The organism is Halobacterium hubeiense (assembly GCF_001488575.1).
In the GTDB taxonomy this organism is placed as follows: domain Archaea; phylum Halobacteriota; class Halobacteria; order Halobacteriales; family Halobacteriaceae; genus Halobacterium; species Halobacterium hubeiense.
This window is the reverse complement of sequence record NZ_LN831302.1, coordinates 2,330,586-2,343,807: the sequence shown is the minus strand read 5'-3', so window position 1 is coordinate 2,343,807 and position 13,222 is coordinate 2,330,586. Positions and strand designations below refer to the sequence as shown.

17 protein-coding genes are annotated in these 13,222 nt (G+C 67.8%); 9 read left to right on the top strand and 8 right to left on the bottom strand.

All coding sequences use genetic code 11. The features are described 5' to 3' along the window. The first annotated feature begins 45 nt into the window (after positions 1-45). On the top strand, positions 46-738 hold the full coding sequence (locus HHUB_RS12315; RefSeq protein WP_059057896.1) for a DUF5828 family protein: 693 nt from the start codon (positions 46-48) through the stop codon (positions 736-738). Positions 739-799: 61 nt separating this feature from the next. Beyond that, a complete protein-coding gene (locus HHUB_RS12310; RefSeq protein WP_059057895.1) occupies positions 800-1,975 on the top strand; it encodes an inorganic phosphate transporter in 1,176 nt (391 codons plus the stop codon). Positions 1,976-2,044: 69 nt separating this feature from the next. On the opposite strand, the gene HHUB_RS12305 is transcribed toward HHUB_RS12310, so the two are convergent. Then, complete coding sequence (locus HHUB_RS12305) at positions 2,045-2,224, bottom strand: hypothetical protein (protein ID WP_059057894.1); 180 nt, start codon at positions 2,222-2,224, stop codon at positions 2,045-2,047. A 218-nt stretch (positions 2,225-2,442) separates the two neighbouring features. Between HHUB_RS12305 and HHUB_RS12300 the strand changes: the two genes are divergently transcribed. Next, on the top strand, positions 2,443-3,099 hold the full coding sequence (locus tag HHUB_RS12300) for a helix-turn-helix domain-containing protein (RefSeq protein WP_059057893.1): 657 nt from the start codon (positions 2,443-2,445) through the stop codon (positions 3,097-3,099). 57 nt (positions 3,100-3,156) lie between these two features. Here HHUB_RS12300 and HHUB_RS17670 read toward each other — a convergent pair whose 3' ends face one another. The 3 genes from HHUB_RS17670 to HHUB_RS12290 form a co-directional block, all read right to left on the bottom strand. Then, positions 3,157-3,342 carry a DUF7835 family putative zinc beta-ribbon protein gene (locus HHUB_RS17670; RefSeq protein ID WP_082687261.1) on the bottom strand — a complete coding sequence of 62 codons (186 nt, stop codon included), beginning with the start codon at positions 3,340-3,342 and terminating at the stop codon, positions 3,157-3,159. 235 nt (positions 3,343-3,577) lie between these two features. Continuing rightward, positions 3,578-4,954 carry an MEDS domain-containing protein gene (locus HHUB_RS12295; protein ID WP_059057892.1) on the bottom strand — a complete coding sequence of 459 codons (1,377 nt, stop codon included), beginning with the start codon at positions 4,952-4,954 and terminating at the stop codon, positions 3,578-3,580. Between the two features lie 616 nt (positions 4,955-5,570). After that, entirely contained in the window at positions 5,571-6,941 is a 1,371-nt protein-coding gene (locus HHUB_RS12290; RefSeq protein ID WP_059057891.1) for a hemolysin family protein, read from the bottom strand. Positions 6,942-7,048: 107 nt separating this feature from the next. Here HHUB_RS12290 and HHUB_RS12285 point away from each other — a divergent pair, with 107 nt between their 5' ends. The 3 genes from HHUB_RS12285 to HHUB_RS12275 are packed head-to-tail and all read left to right on the top strand — an operon-like array spanning position 7,049 to position 8,494. Then, positions 7,049-7,339 (top strand): glutaredoxin family protein, encoded by a 291-nt coding sequence (locus tag HHUB_RS12285; protein ID WP_059057890.1) that lies wholly within the window; start codon positions 7,049-7,051, stop codon positions 7,337-7,339. Then, on the top strand, positions 7,339-7,857 hold the full coding sequence (locus tag HHUB_RS12280; protein ID WP_059057889.1) for a redoxin domain-containing protein: 519 nt from the start codon (positions 7,339-7,341) through the stop codon (positions 7,855-7,857). Before HHUB_RS12285 ends, HHUB_RS12280 begins: the two co-directional genes overlap by 1 nt. A gap of 37 nt (positions 7,858-7,894) precedes the next feature. After that, positions 7,895-8,494, top strand: coding sequence for an L-threonylcarbamoyladenylate synthase (locus HHUB_RS12275; protein WP_059057888.1), 600 nt, complete (start codon positions 7,895-7,897; stop codon positions 8,492-8,494). A gap of 2 nt (positions 8,495-8,496) precedes the next feature. On the opposite strand, the gene HHUB_RS12270 is transcribed toward HHUB_RS12275, so the two are convergent. The 4 genes from HHUB_RS12270 to HHUB_RS12255 are packed head-to-tail and all read right to left on the bottom strand — an operon-like array spanning position 8,497 to position 11,095. Continuing rightward, complete coding sequence (locus HHUB_RS12270) at positions 8,497-9,159, bottom strand: CRISPR-associated protein Cas4 (protein ID WP_059057887.1); 663 nt, start codon at positions 9,157-9,159, stop codon at positions 8,497-8,499. A 37-nt stretch (positions 9,160-9,196) separates the two neighbouring features. Continuing rightward, a complete protein-coding gene (locus HHUB_RS12265) occupies positions 9,197-9,823 on the bottom strand; it encodes a hypothetical protein (protein ID WP_059057886.1) in 627 nt (208 codons plus the stop codon). Continuing rightward, positions 9,820-10,458: a hypothetical protein gene (locus tag HHUB_RS12260; protein ID WP_059057885.1), complete on the bottom strand. Its 639-nt coding sequence runs from the start codon at positions 10,456-10,458 to the stop codon at positions 9,820-9,822. The genes HHUB_RS12265 and HHUB_RS12260 overlap by 4 nt, the downstream gene beginning before the upstream one ends. Positions 10,459-10,513: 55 nt before the next feature. After that, positions 10,514-11,095: a hypothetical protein gene (locus HHUB_RS12255; RefSeq protein WP_059057884.1), complete on the bottom strand. Its 582-nt coding sequence runs from the start codon at positions 11,093-11,095 to the stop codon at positions 10,514-10,516. A gap of 105 nt (positions 11,096-11,200) precedes the next feature. Between HHUB_RS12255 and HHUB_RS12250 the strand changes: the two genes are divergently transcribed. Genes HHUB_RS12250 through HHUB_RS12240 form a run of 3 tightly spaced genes read left to right on the top strand, consistent with a single transcriptional unit; the run spans position 11,201 to position 13,184 of the window. After that, positions 11,201-11,782, top strand: a complete 582-nt coding sequence (locus HHUB_RS12250) for a biotin transporter BioY (protein ID WP_059057883.1) — start codon at positions 11,201-11,203, stop codon at positions 11,780-11,782. Beyond that, positions 11,782-12,480 carry an energy-coupling factor ABC transporter ATP-binding protein gene (locus HHUB_RS12245; protein ID WP_059057882.1) on the top strand — a complete coding sequence of 233 codons (699 nt, stop codon included), beginning with the start codon at positions 11,782-11,784 and terminating at the stop codon, positions 12,478-12,480. Before HHUB_RS12250 ends, HHUB_RS12245 begins: the two co-directional genes overlap by 1 nt. Beyond that, positions 12,477-13,184, top strand: a complete 708-nt coding sequence (locus tag HHUB_RS12240) for an energy-coupling factor transporter transmembrane component T family protein (RefSeq protein WP_059057881.1) — start codon at positions 12,477-12,479, stop codon at positions 13,182-13,184. The genes HHUB_RS12245 and HHUB_RS12240 overlap by 4 nt, the downstream gene beginning before the upstream one ends. Positions 13,185-13,222: the final 38 nt, after the last annotated feature.

Here is a 13,222-nt window from a genome sequence, read left to right as displayed (position 1 = left end):
CACGCGACAAGATGTTTATTCGCGCGCGTCGTAGGTGTGGCAACGATGGAGGAGAGCGTCGCCGGGTTCAAGGAACGCGGCACGTGGGGAGACGTCGTCGAGCACGGGGAGCGCGTGACACAGGCGCTGCGCGAGGCCGACGCCCACGAGCAGTACCCGGACGCGTTCGTGGAGTGGAACGAGTGGCGACCCAAGTCCCACGAGCGCATCGAGGAGGAGGTCAGCGAGAAGACCGCCGAGCAGGCCAGCGTCGGCGAGGGCGCCGGCGAGAAGGAAGGCCAGTCGCCCGACGACGACCTCCAGACGGCGGGCGAGCGGCTCACCGAGTCCTACGAGGAACTCGAAGAGGGCGAGGCCGACACCGCCGTCGAGAAGTGGCAGGACACGCTCGGGCACGTCAAGCGCGCCGCCGACACCGCCGGCCGGCAAGCCCTCCGCAAGGTCGAGAACGTCGTCTACCAGCGCGTGATGACGCAGGTCGCGCCCTACTACTTCGACAACGACCTCGTGAGCGCGAACATCCAGCGCATCCGCAGCCAGGAGGAGTTCGTCTTCGAGGTGAACGTCAACGACGACGACGTCAAGGACGGCGTCCGCGACCACCTCGAATCCTTCGAGGACATCGACCGCTGGCACGTCGACACCGAGCGCGAGACCGAGACCGCCGAGGCCGTCGAGGGGGTCGAACCCCCCGAGCAGAACGGCGACGACGCGGACACCACCTCGACGACGAACTGAACGCGGCGTCTGCCGCGCAGGTCGGTAGCCTCTTAGGTCGGCCGCACGGACAACGGGCGTAATGGCTGGAGCCGGACTCGCGGTACTCGTGGTCGCGGCGGTAGCGAGCCTCTTCATGGCGTGGGCCATCGGAGCCGGCTCCTCGGGGTCGACGCCGTTCGCGCCCGCGGTCGGCGCGAACGCCATCACGGTGATGCGCGCCGGCTTTATCGTCGGCATTCTCGGGTTCGCGGGCGCGGTCTTCCAGGGCGCGAACGTCTCCGAGGCGGTCGGCAGCGAGCTGCTGGTCGGCGCGAACCTGTCGCCGCTGGCCGCCACGACCGCGCTCATCATCGCCGCGACGCTGGTCGCCGTCGGCGTGTTCGCCGGCTACCCGATAGCGACCGCGTTCACGGTGACGGGCGCAGTCGTCGGCACCGGGCTGGCGATGGGCGCCGGCCCGGCGTGGGCGAAATACCAGCAGATCGCGACGCTGTGGGTGCTCGTGCCGTTCGTCGGCGGCGGCATCGCGTACGCGACCGCCCGCGGCCTCCGCAGCATCGACCGCGACACCGAGACTGTCCCCGTGCTGGCGGCGGTCGTCGGCGTCATCCTCGCGAACATCCAGTTCGTCTTCCTCGGGCCGCCGGGGACGAGCCGGTCGCTGGCGCGCGCGGCCGCAGTCAGCGTCGGCCAGTTCGAACTCGCCGTTCACGCCGGTGTCACGCTCCTCACCGCGCTGGTCGTCGCGGGCGTGCTCTACCAGGACCTCAAGGGCGACCCCGAGCGCGGCCAGCGCCACTTCCTGCTCGCGCTCGGCGGGCTCGTCGCGTTCTCCGCGGGCGGCAGTCAGGTCGGCCTCGCGGTCGGCCCGCTCCTCCCGCTGGTCGGCGGCGACGTCCCGTTGACGTACGTGCTCGTCGGCGGCGGCATCGGCCTGCTCGTCGGGTCGTGGACGGGCGCGCCCCGGATGATCAAGGCCATCAGTCAGGACTACTCCTCGCTGGGGCCGCGGCGCTCTATCGCCGCGCTCATCCCGAGTTTCGCCATCGCCCAGACCGCCGTCTTCTTCGGCATCCCCGTCTCCTTCAACGAAATCATCGTCTCCGCCATCGTCGGCTCTGGCTACGCCGCCTCCACGGGCGGCGGCGTCAGCAAGCGCAAGATGCTGTTCACGGTGCTGGCGTGGGTGGCGTCGCTGGCGCTCGCGCTCGGCGTCGGCTACGGTGGCTTCCTCGCGGTGGACGCGATTCTGTGACCAGTTTCCCCGACGATTGCGTCAGCCAGTGTGAGGCGTGAAACGGCCGTTCGCTGCCGTCGGTGAGCGTTACGCCGCGAGTTCGACGACCATAACTTCCACGTCGGGGGTCTCCCCGTCGCTGCGGTACTCCCACGTTCCCCGTAGGTCGATGTCATTCTGGAGGGCAGCGAGAACTATCCGGCCGAGCGCAGCGTCGAAGTCGTCCGCACTCGAGATCTCGTCGTCGGAGGGAGAGTCGTTTGTCATGATGGGAAGGACGCGCCGTCTGTGATACGGCAGTAGTACAGCGTGTGGTTCGAGACCACACGAACAGTAGGGAACACAGCCGTGCGCTTCTACGTCTCTTGATATGTCTCCACGCCAGATAGCAGTATCGGAAAGCATGGTACACCAAGGCCGAGAAGCTCAGCGAGAACCGGGCTGCCAAGTCTTTATCGTAATTGCGACAAAATACGGGAGTACGAATGGCTGTTATCGTCGATCTGACTCTTCCAGCCGACACGTTCGAACTGGGGCAAATCCTCCGGATAGAGGGGTCGACACAGATTACGGTGGAGACGATGGTCCCGTTAGGGGGGAGACCAATACCGTTCGTTCAGATTCAGAACGGCACACGGGACGCATTCGAACGCACCGTCCGAGACCATCCGGCGGTCAACGAGATTCAACTCGTCAACTCACACGATGAGGAAACGCTGTACGCACTCGATTGGGACTCGTCGGACGCCTCGCTGTTGCAGACGATTCTCGATTTGGATGGCGTGTTGTTGAGCGCGACCGGAACCGCCGACACCTGGAGTCTCGAACTCCGATTTCCGACCCACAGCGCGCTCTCGGAGTTCCAGGAGTACTACCTCGAAGAAGACATCCCGGTGTCGATTAAGCACATCTACAACCCCACGAAGCCCGACGCCGGCCCCTGGTTCGGGGTGACGCCGGCGCAGCGCGAAACGCTGGCGCACGCGGTGGAGTCGGGGTACTATTCGCTGCCCCGCAACGTGACGACGCAGGAACTCGCGGAGCAGTTCGATATCTCCGACCAGGCAGTAACGGAACGGCTCCGGCGGGGAATTTCGACCCTGGTGTCGAACACGCTGTTGGTCGACCCGGAGACTAACTGATTCGAGTGGCGCCGCTATTTGAGCCGATTCGGGCGTCAGCTGCCGGTAAAACGGAAACTACGCGTTGTTCATTCGCCTAGCCTGTTCTGTTCCGCAGTTCGCACAGGTGGCAACGCGGTACGGTTCTCGGGAGAACTTGGCGTTTTCTTCCTTGTCACTCTCGGTCCGGAGCTCTACTTGCACGGTGTGGCGCGTCTCACGCCCGCACTCAGCACACGTATTCGTAGGCGGTGTTGTCGTCATCATCGTTGTGAGTGCGTCGTCTCGGTAGCCGTCTCTCTGTGCATGACGTCCATCTATTTCTCCCAAAAAACGCCTCCTCCGAGGGATTTTGGCATGGTGTACCACCGTGTACATACCACCCGGTCGTTTCTGGTCGCCGACGAAACAAATCGTGAGACGACACGGAGTGCTGGAATCGGGCGGACTGTTCTCCGTGGACTGCCCAGACAACGGCGTTCCCGTACGGCTTGGTCTCCTACGCGGGCACCCGGTACAGTTCGATCTGTAGGCATACCTCTCCTGAAGTCGAGTCCGAGAACTCGATCGACCCGTGCGCGGTCTCGACGATCCACTTGACCAGCCAGAGTCCGAGCCCGCTCGAATGCTCTAACGGGGTCTCCTCGTCTTTCTCCAGCGTGTATCGCTCCGAGTCCGGAATGGTTCCCTCGTTCCGAATCTCTATCCGGGCCATGTCTTCGCTCGGCGTCGAGACAGCCACGACCACGGTCGGAGAGTCCGTCTCCTGATGGACGATTCCGTTCTCGATGGCCTCACGCAACGCAACGTCGAGATTCTCGTCCGCGAGTACCGTCACGTCGTTTGCCCCGGAGAACTGGACGTCGGCGTTCGAATATTCCGCTGTCACCGCCTCGATGGCCCTCTCGAGCGGTGGAGTGAGGTTCTGTGGCTCGACGGACGTGTTGCCCGTCGTTTGTTGGATGTAGCGGGCTTTCTCGGCGGTTTCGACGACCAACTCGGCATGCTCGATGGCTATCGCGAGCTGTTGGTGGCTCTCGGCGGACAACGACTCCGTCTCGTCCACCAGTTCGAGAACCCCCTTCACGAGGTTCAGGTCGTTGCGGATGTTGTGCCGGAGCACGCGGTTGACGATACCCAGCCGCTGTTCGCGTTCATCGACGTTGCGGCGGGCGTTCGTCAGCGAGTACGCCTGCTCCAGCATCAGTTGCACGTTCAAATCCGCGCCACCGGCGGAGCGATACTCCTCGGGTGGAATGTAGAAGGGGTTCTCGCAGAGCTGGTTTTGGTAGATGATCTGTTCGTGGGTGCGCAGGGCTTTCGCGGTCGACGTCTCGCTGAAGCGGTCGAGGTCGTACTGGCAGAGTGCGGTGACTGGGAGGTCCGGACAGGCGGCGTCGAACTCCGCTTCGAAGTCGAGGATGGGGTCGAACGACAGGTCGGTGTGGAAACACCACGAGTTCTCGCCGGCGAGCCACAACCCGTCGTAGCCGTCCGCGATACTGGTGTTGGCTTCGTCTTCGACCGTCGCAATCATCTTGGTCGGGTCGAACCCGGACGCGAGGTAGACCTCTTCGGCGTCTCGGATGACGAGGTCGCCGGCGTCGATGCGTGCCTCGGCGTCGATGTTGGCTCGCCGGAGTTCGGCTTTGATGTCGGCGGCGGTGTTGACGTCGAGCAGGTAGATGCAGCGGTTGCCGGACTGGAGACCCTCGACGAGGAAGGCCGTGCTGGCAGCCAGTTGGGCCTCGTTCGACCGATAGAAGAGCGCGAGATGCCGTGGGAGGGTCTGGGACCCGAGTTCTGCCCGGAGGCCGGCGTCGGTCGCTCGGCGCGTCGTCTCGGCGGCCAACTGCGACTCGGGTCGTTCCGCCATCGTTGTCACCTCTTCGAGATGAGGGCATAAGAACTGTGCCACTGGATACCGAGCAGTTAGCTGCCGAGTACCATCGCGAGAACGTCAGGTCGAGAGCTGGCCAATAGAGAGCCTGAAGCCAGCGTAACGACTACGTTCCGAGATTCCGACGCCGGATTACTGATAAATAGACTGGTGAGTAATGCCGGCCGTATATTCTACGGTTCGTGTGCTCGGTCATCCGGCGCAGTTCTACTCGTGGGTGGGCGCATGTTCCGAAACGCTGGAGACGAATCCACCCTTCCTGTACTCACCCGTACAACGCGTGCAAAGACGTAGCTCCTCGGTTTCACCCGACGTGTACGTCACTCGTACTACCCCCGCGCCATCTCGTTGGCATTCGTGGCACTCGGTCATGGTTGGTTAGCGAGACCGACGAGTTCCCAGTCACCCCCGCTCCCGTCGTATCCTTGGACGAGTAGGCCTGTGAGAATCCCCCATGGTTGTCCAACGTGTTTTTCACCTCGGTCACTCGGGCTCCGGGAGTGGCTCGACGACTCGCCCTGTATCTCACGGGACTACTGACACGTCTCCCCGAGTCAGCAGAATCACTCCACGGGAAAACGAGTACGGCGGGCTACGCTTCGTGCTCGTCGTCTTCGAGGGACTCGTGGTCGGTTTCCTCGGTGGCTTCCTCCTCGGGGAGCCGGCGCACGCGCGCCTTCATGATGCGCGTGTTCTCCACGCGCTCGGCGGTGAGCTCGACGTGTCCGAAGCGGAACGTCTCGTCCTCCTCGACGAGCCGGCCCGCGCGGTTGAAGATGAACCCCGCGATGGTCTCGAACTCCTCGCCCTCCGGCAGCTCGATGTCGAGGGCGTCGTTGACCTCCTCGATGTTCACCTCGCCGCGCACGCGGACGGTGTCCTCGTCCACGAAGTTGATGGGGAGTTCCTCCTCGCCCTCCAGGATCTCGCCGACGATTTCCTCGGTGATGTCCTCGGCGGTGAGCAGGCCCTCGGTGGTGCCGAACTCGTCGATGACGATGACCAGCTGGACGCGTTTCTCCTGCATCTCGCGGAGCAGGTCGTCGACGTTCTTCGACTCGGGGACGTGCAGCGTCGGCTCGATGAGGTCCTCCAGCTCCACCTCGTCGCTCTCGCCGTAGAGGTACTCGCGGACGAGGTCTTCGAGGCTGACGACGCCGATGACGTTGTCGAGTTCGCCCTCGTAGACGGGGACGCGCTCGTGGCCGGCCTGCGTGCACGTCTGAATCGCCTCCTCGATGCTGTCGTCCTTCGAGACGGCGTTCATGTCCAGCCGCGGCGTCATCACCTCCTTCGCGATGGTGTTGTTGAACCGGAAGATGCGCTGGAGCATCTCCCGCTCGTCCTCCTCGATGACGCCCTCGCGCTCCCCGGTCTTGATCATGTCCTGAATCTCGGAGCGCGTGACGTAGCTGGTCTCGATGGCGGCGCGGCCGCCGGTCACCTGATTGACCCACCGCGTCAGGTGGTCGAACAGAACCACGAGCGGGTACAGCAGGCGCTCGGACCACTTCAGGGGGCCGGCGATGGTGAGCGCCCACGACTCCGTGTTCTCGACGGCGTAGGACTTCGGCGCGCTCTCGCCGAACAACAGGACGAGCGCGGTGACGCCGAACGTCGCCGCGAGCACGGCCTGCCCCTGCGAGAGGTAGAAGCCCAGCAGGCCCGTCGCGATGGAGGACATCGCGATGTTCACGAGGTTGTTGCCGACGAGAATCGTGATGAGCAGGCGATGCGGGTCGCTCTTGAGCTCTGCGACGAGGTTGGCGCCGGGCCGGCCGTCCTCCTGGAGCGCCTCGATGCGGTGGCGCGCCAGCGAGAACATCGCCAGCTCCGACGACGAGAAGAACGCCGACAGCCCCATCAGGACGACCATCGCGACGACGCCGACGGCGGCGACGACGTCCTGCGTGAGCTCAACCCCGAACAGGGACACTGCCAGCGGGAGCGACGAAGTACCCATTCCAGCCTCCCTTTTCAGCGCGCGGGTTAAGAGTTTACTCACTCGCTGCACCCGCGGAGGCCGCCGCGGGCGAAGCGTTTACCCGGGTTTCGAGCGAACGAACCCACATGAGCGCGCGAACCGCACCGCCGCGACCCGAGCACAGCGACGCCCACGTCACGCTGTACCGCCTGCAGGCGTGCCCGTTCTGCGAGCGCGTCGTCCGCAAACTGGACGAACTGAACATCGACTACCAGTCCCGGTTCGTGGAGCCGATGCACTCCGAGCGCGACGCAGTCAAGCGCATCGTCGGCGCGCGCACCGTCCCCGCCATCATCGACGACGAGACCGGCGTGGCGATGGCCGAGAGCGCGAACATCGTGGAGTACCTCGACGCCACCTACGGGGGTGAGGACTGATGGAGCTGGACTTCGAGGTCGTGGACCTGCCGGACGCCGACCACGTCGAGGAGGGCGACGAGGCACCGGACTTCACGCGCCCGCTCGTCAACGACGAGTACTGGGAGGACGTCGCGCTGTCGGACCTCCTGAATGACGGTCCCGTTCTGCTGGTGTTCACGCCGATGGACGGCGCGTTCCCCTCGACGTACATCTGGAACGAGCTCCGCGACCGCGGCGTCGCGGAGTACGGCGCCCAGATTGCGGGCGTCTCCATCTCGTCGCCGTACGAGCACAAGACCACCATCGAGGAGCGCGACATCCAGGACTTCGCGGGCCTGTTCAGCGACCCGCAGAACGGCGTCGCCGAGCAGTACGGCGTCAGCCACGACCTCGACGGGATGGCGGGCGTCAGCGAACCCCGGCCCGCGGTGTTCCTCGTCGCCGCCGACGGCACCGTCGAGTACGCGTGGGTCGCCGACGAGTGGCCGAACTTCCCGGACTACGACGCCGTCGAGGACGCGCTCGCCGGCCTGTAGTGTAACGCTTTTTCGCGCGGCGGGCGACTGCCCGAGTATGCCTGTCAGCGACGCGGACCTCGACGCGGCCGCCGCCGCCATCCGGGACGGCGGCCTCGTCGTCTACCCGACGGAGACGGTGTACGGCCTCGGCGCGGACGCCCTCGAGGCGGCCGCTGTCGAGGCCGTCTTCGAGGCGAAGGGCCGGAGCCGCGAGAAGCCGCTGTCGTTCGCGTTCCCGGACGCGGCCGCCGCCAGCGAGCACGTGCGCTGGAGCGACACCGAGCGCGCGTTCGCCGACGCGTTCCTCCCCGGCCCCGTGACGCTCGTCTGCGAGAAGCGCGACAGCGTGCCCGAGGTCCTCACGGCCGGCCGCGCGAAGGTCGGCGTCCGCGTCCCCGACCACGACGCCGCGCTCGCGCTCCTTGACCGCGTCGCCCCCATCACCTCGACGAGCGCGAACGTCTCCGGCGAACCGAGCGTCACGGACCCCGCCGACCTCGACCCCGCGTTCCGCGAGCGGGTGGACGCCGTGCTGGACGCCGGCGAGACTCCGGGAGGAACCGGGAGCACGGTCGTCGACGTCGAACAGAACGAGATTCTCCGCGAGGGAGCGGTCGGCGACGCGGTGCGCGAGTGGCTCGCCGAGCACGCCTGAGTTCAGTCGTCGCCGAACGACAGCAGCGAACTGAGCGTCCGGGTTTTCGTCCCGCACTCGTCGCTGTACTCGCAGGCGCCGCACTTCGCGTCGTCGTGGAGCCGCGGCGGCGGGCCGTCGAGCGCGCGGACGGCGCGGAGCGCCCGCCGGTAGGCGGCCTTCCGGCGGGTCGTCAGGGAGAGCTCGCGGACGACGCCGTGTCGGGAATACTCGACGTACGCGCGCTCGACCGGCTCTTGCTCCCGCCACGACAGCGCCTTCGCGGCGGCGACCGCGCGCACCGACTGGGGCTCCCACACCCCGGCTTCGGGTGGGCGCCCGGGCGTGACCACCGACACCGCCAGCGGGTCGGTGTGAACTTTCCCCACGCGGCCGCGTGCGTCCTTCCCGCGGACGAACGCGCCGGTCTCCGCGGGGTCGGCGACGCGGGGGTGACGGTCGAGGCTGGCGCGGAGGTTCGACCGGAACTCGGGGGGTTCGACCGCGAGGTCGTAGGTCGCCAGCGCAGTCTCGGAGGCGACTGCGAGGGCGTCGTACTGGCCCGCGAGGTCGCGGGCGTGGTCGTGCTCGGGCGGCGGCTCGCGGTCGTCGCGGCGCGCGTAGTACAGTTGGCGCGGGCAGTACGCGGCGCGCGCGAGGTCGCTGAACGCGACGGTCTCGGACACGCCACGGAGTGGTCCCGTTCCCGCACTTGAACGTTCGCTACCGGGCGAGCCACCAGTCCTCGACGGTCTCGGCGACGCCGACGAGGTGGGCCTGCCCGAACACGCCGACGACGAGCGCGCCCAGCGAGTTGTACATGAAGTCCTTGACCGTGTCGTCGAGGCCGTGCTGGGCCAGCGGCATCGTCAGCCCGGTCTGCTGGGCGGCGACGTCGAGGCCGAACTCGAACAGCTCCCAGACGACGCCGAACGCCAGCACGACGACGAAGAGGTAGACGAACGCGATTCGGGAGGGGATGGTGATGTCCTCGTGGTGGAGGTCGACGGCGCGCGCGACCGTGTAGCCGGCGCCCGCGACCAGCGACGCCGACAGCGCGTGCGTGACGTGGTCCCACCACGGGATGTGGACGTACAGCCCCGAGGAGCCGAGCACGTGGAGGAAGACGGCGGCGGTGAGCCACAGCGCCAGCCACGGGTCCAGCGGGAGGTCGTAGCGGCGCTCCAGCAGCGCGGGCACGAACGTGATGAGCAGCGTAATCGAGCCGTTCACGACGGCCTTGGAGTTGCCGCGGGCGAACCCGTAGACGACCAGTCCCGCGAGCACGACCTGCATCGTGCGCGTGATGGCGCGCTGGGCGCTCGCGGACGGCCGCGGGAGCAGCGTCATACCGGCACCACCCGGGAGAGCGCGCGGCGCAGCCAGCGGTCCCGGCGCCGGAAGTACGCGTCGAAGAGGACGCCCGCGGCGAACCCGGCGAGGGTCACCCACACGAACTCCATCATCAGCGCGTGGTTGTCCGTGAGGTACGAGGTGCCGAGGTACTGGTCGAAGTTCCACCGGACGATTGCCCACGCGGCGCCCGACGCCAGCGTCGTCAACACGACGAGGACGACGGCGAACCAGTGGGTGACCTCCAGTTCGGTGAACAGGTGGAGTTCGACGACGACGATGAGCGCGACGCCGGCCAGCGAGAGGTACGTCGCGAACGTGCCGAGGGTGCCGCCGAACAGCCCGGCGACGAGAATCGGGAGCAGCGCGAGCACCAGCAGCTCCCACGGGAGCATCACGCGCCACTCACGGAACGCCACCGGCGGCACGAGGACGATGGCGCCGACGGCGGCGACGAACACCATCCACTGCTGGTCGAAGTCGAGGACGCTGTCCACGAACACGAGCGCGAGCACGGCGACCAGCAGCCACGCGAGCACGGCGTTCGTCCAGCTGTCCCGGAACAGCCGTTCGAGCACGTCCTCGGCGTACTCCGCGCCGGTGGTCTGGTCAGAGGGGGCGCCGTCGCTCATTCGTTCGTGGTGTAGAGAGAAACCGGCATAAAACCGCCGGCACGCGCGGCCGGCGTCAGATGTCGATGTCCGTCTCCTGGCCCTCGGTGGCGCCTTCGAGGCCGTCCTCGTGGACGGAGCTGGTGAGCCGCTCGGAGAGCTCGCGGTCCTGTAAGGCGTTCTCGAACTCCGCGCGGTAGCGGTCGTTGAGCCGGCGGCGCTGTTCGCGGGTCTCGACGACGCGCTGGTAGTGTTGGATGGTCCCCGCGTCGACGCCGAGGTCGTCGGCGAGGGCCTCGACGGAGTCGTCGGCGTCGCGAACGCGGTCGAGGGGCGCGTCGGTGTCGGCCTCCCGGAGCAGGTGGAGGTCGAGGCGGGCGTCGATTACGGTCTGCTCGTCGACGCCGAGAACCTCGGCGATTTCGGCGTCGCTGTCCTCCTCGTAGAAGCGCTCGACGAGCGCCGTGAGTTCGTCGACGGACAGCGACGTCTCGAAGTCGAGGTCCTCTCGCATCTCCGCGACCGTCTCGCGGAGCCGGGCTTCGACGTCGGCCTCGGAGGCGAGCGACCCGTGGGTCTCCTCCTGGGACTCGGTGACCGTGTCGCCGTCGGCCACGTCGACGAAGATGTCCCGGAGTTCCTCGGTCTTCTCGTCCATGTAATAGTGACACCCTAGCGGAGCGCGTCGCTATATGTCTGTTGGCTTACCACGCGAGCCCCGTAAACCAGAGAATTGAAACCGGTTGACGAGAGTGGTCGGGCCGTGAGCGTCGAATCCGACTCCGTCGACCTCGTCGGCGACGAGACCGTCGAGAACGTCGCCCGCGCCGCCGTCTTCGCAGCCCTGACGGGCGCGTTCGCGTACGTATCGTTCCAGAACCCGTTCTCCCCGGCGCCGGTCACGCTACAGGTGCTCGGCGTGTTCCTCGCTGGCATCTACCTCGGTCCCGTCTGGGGCGGCTTCTCCATGCTGTTGTACGTCGCGGCCGGCGCGGTCGGCGCGCCGGTCTTCTCCGGCGGGAGCGCGGGCCTCGGCGCACTACTCGGGCCGTACGGCGGCTACCTCTGGTCGTACCCCGTCGCAGCCGCCCTGACCGGACTGCTCGCGCACGGCACCAGCGCCCTCACGAAACCCCGAGACGGCTCCGTCCCGCGGCTCGTCGCCGCGATGGTCGCCGGCACCGCCGTCATCTACGCGGGCGGCACGCTCGGGTACGCGTTCGTGCAGGACGTCGGCCTCTACCGGTCGTTCCTCGTCACCGCCGTCGCGTTCGTCCCCGCCGAGGCGTTCAAGATCGCGGCCGCGGTCGGCATCACGCGCACCGAGGACCTCGGCGCCGCCTGATGCTCGCCGTCGACGACCTCACGCACCGCTACGGCGACACCACCGCCCTCGACGGCGTCAGCCTCCGCGTCGCGGACGGCGAGTGCGTGCTGCTTGCGGGCGCGAACGGCTGCGGGAAGACGACGCTCGTGCGCCACCTCAACGGCCTGCTGGAACCCGACGAGGGCGAAGTCAGGGTCAACGGCACGCCCGTCCACGACGACCTCGTGGCCGCGCGCGCAAGCGTGGGGATGGTCTTCCAGGACCCCCGCGACGGCTTCGTCGGTGCGACCGTCGGCGCGGACGTCGCGTTCGGCCCCGAGAACCTCGGCCTCCCACGAGAGGACATCGACGAACGCGTCGCCGAAGCCCTCGACGCGGTGGAGCTCGCGGACCGCCGCGACGAGCGCATCGACGAGCTCTCGGGCGGCGAGCAGGCCCGCGTCGCCGTCGCCGGCGCGCTCGCGATGCGGCCCGACCACCTCGTGCTCGACGAGCCGTTCACGGGACTGGACTGGCCCGCCCGCCAGTCCGTCCTCGACCGCTTGCGCGGGCTCCACGAGTCCGGGACGAGCCTCGTCGTCGTCACCCACGACCTCCGCGACGTCTGGGCGTTCGCCGACCGCGTGGTCGCGCTCGCGGACGGCGAAATCGCGGCCGACGGCCCGCCCGAGAGCGTGCGCGACCGGCTCCCCGACCTCGGGGTGCGCCTGCCGTGACGCTCGCGTACCGACCCGGAGACGGCGTCCTCCACGCCCTCGACCCGCGCGCGAAGCTCGCGCTCCAGACCGCGTTCGCGCTCGTCGCGTTCGCCCACACTACCCCGCTCGGGCTCGCGCTGTTGACGCCGCTGGCGGTGCTCGCGCCGTACCTCGCGGACGCCTCGCCGCGCGCCGCCCTCGGGGAGTTCCGCGTCGTCCTCCCGTTCCTCGTCGCCGGCCCCGTCGTCACCGCCCTCACGCTCGGGCCGCCGTGGATTCGCCCCGACGCGGCCGTCTCGGCGGCGCTGGCGTCCTACCGCGTCGTCCTCGTGTTGCTCGTCGCCGCGGCGTACGTCTACAGCACGCCGACGCGGGACTCGCGGGCCGCCGTCCGGTGGCTGCTGCCGGGCCGCGTCGGACAGGCGACGGGCGTCGGCGTCGCGCTCGTCTTCCGATTCCTCCCCGTCCTCCAGTCGGACATCGCGGGCCGCCGGGACGCCGTGAACGCCCGCCTCGGGAGCGAACGCCCGCTCCGCGAGCGCATCCGGCTGGTCGCCGTCGGCGGCCTCGCCCGCGCGCTCGACCGCGCCGACCGGCTGTCGGTCGCGCTCCGCGCCCGGTGTTTCGCGTGGAACCCCACGCCGCCGCCGCTGGCGTACCGCTCCCGCGACTGGCTGGCGACCGGCGCGGCGCTCGCGCTGGCGGCCGCCGCGCTCCGCTGAGAAGAAACCGTTAGCGAGTGGTCTTCGGGTTGCCAAGC

What these genes read in the sequence shown, in the direction of transcription:
- HHUB_RS12315 (WP_059057896.1), top strand. Translation starts at nt 46, where the DNA reads ATGGAGGAGAGCGTCGCCGGGTTCAAGGAACGCGGCACGTGGGGAGAC.
- HHUB_RS12310 (WP_059057895.1), top strand. Translation starts at nt 800, where the DNA reads ATGGCTGGAGCCGGACTCGCGGTACTCGTGGTCGCGGCGGTAGCGAGC.
- HHUB_RS12305 (WP_059057894.1), bottom strand. Translation starts at nt 2,224, where the DNA reads ATGACAAACGACTCTCCCTCCGACGACGAGATCTCGAGTGCGGACGAC.
- HHUB_RS12300 (WP_059057893.1), top strand. Translation starts at nt 2,443, where the DNA reads ATGGCTGTTATCGTCGATCTGACTCTTCCAGCCGACACGTTCGAACTG.
- HHUB_RS17670 (WP_082687261.1), bottom strand. Translation starts at nt 3,342, where the DNA reads ATGACGACAACACCGCCTACGAATACGTGTGCTGAGTGCGGGCGTGAG.
- HHUB_RS12295 (WP_059057892.1), bottom strand. Translation starts at nt 4,954, where the DNA reads ATGGCGGAACGACCCGAGTCGCAGTTGGCCGCCGAGACGACGCGCCGA.
- HHUB_RS12290 (WP_059057891.1), bottom strand. Translation starts at nt 6,941, where the DNA reads ATGGGTACTTCGTCGCTCCCGCTGGCAGTGTCCCTGTTCGGGGTTGAG.
- HHUB_RS12285 (WP_059057890.1), top strand. Translation starts at nt 7,049, where the DNA reads ATGAGCGCGCGAACCGCACCGCCGCGACCCGAGCACAGCGACGCCCAC.
- HHUB_RS12280 (WP_059057889.1), top strand. Translation starts at nt 7,339, where the DNA reads ATGGAGCTGGACTTCGAGGTCGTGGACCTGCCGGACGCCGACCACGTC.
- HHUB_RS12275 (WP_059057888.1), top strand. Translation starts at nt 7,895, where the DNA reads ATGCCTGTCAGCGACGCGGACCTCGACGCGGCCGCCGCCGCCATCCGG.
- HHUB_RS12265 (WP_059057886.1), bottom strand. Translation starts at nt 9,823, where the DNA reads ATGACGCTGCTCCCGCGGCCGTCCGCGAGCGCCCAGCGCGCCATCACG.
- HHUB_RS12260 (WP_059057885.1), bottom strand. Translation starts at nt 10,458, where the DNA reads ATGAGCGACGGCGCCCCCTCTGACCAGACCACCGGCGCGGAGTACGCC.
- HHUB_RS12255 (WP_059057884.1), bottom strand. Translation starts at nt 11,095, where the DNA reads ATGGACGAGAAGACCGAGGAACTCCGGGACATCTTCGTCGACGTGGCC.
- HHUB_RS12245 (WP_059057882.1), top strand. Translation starts at nt 11,782, where the DNA reads ATGCTCGCCGTCGACGACCTCACGCACCGCTACGGCGACACCACCGCC.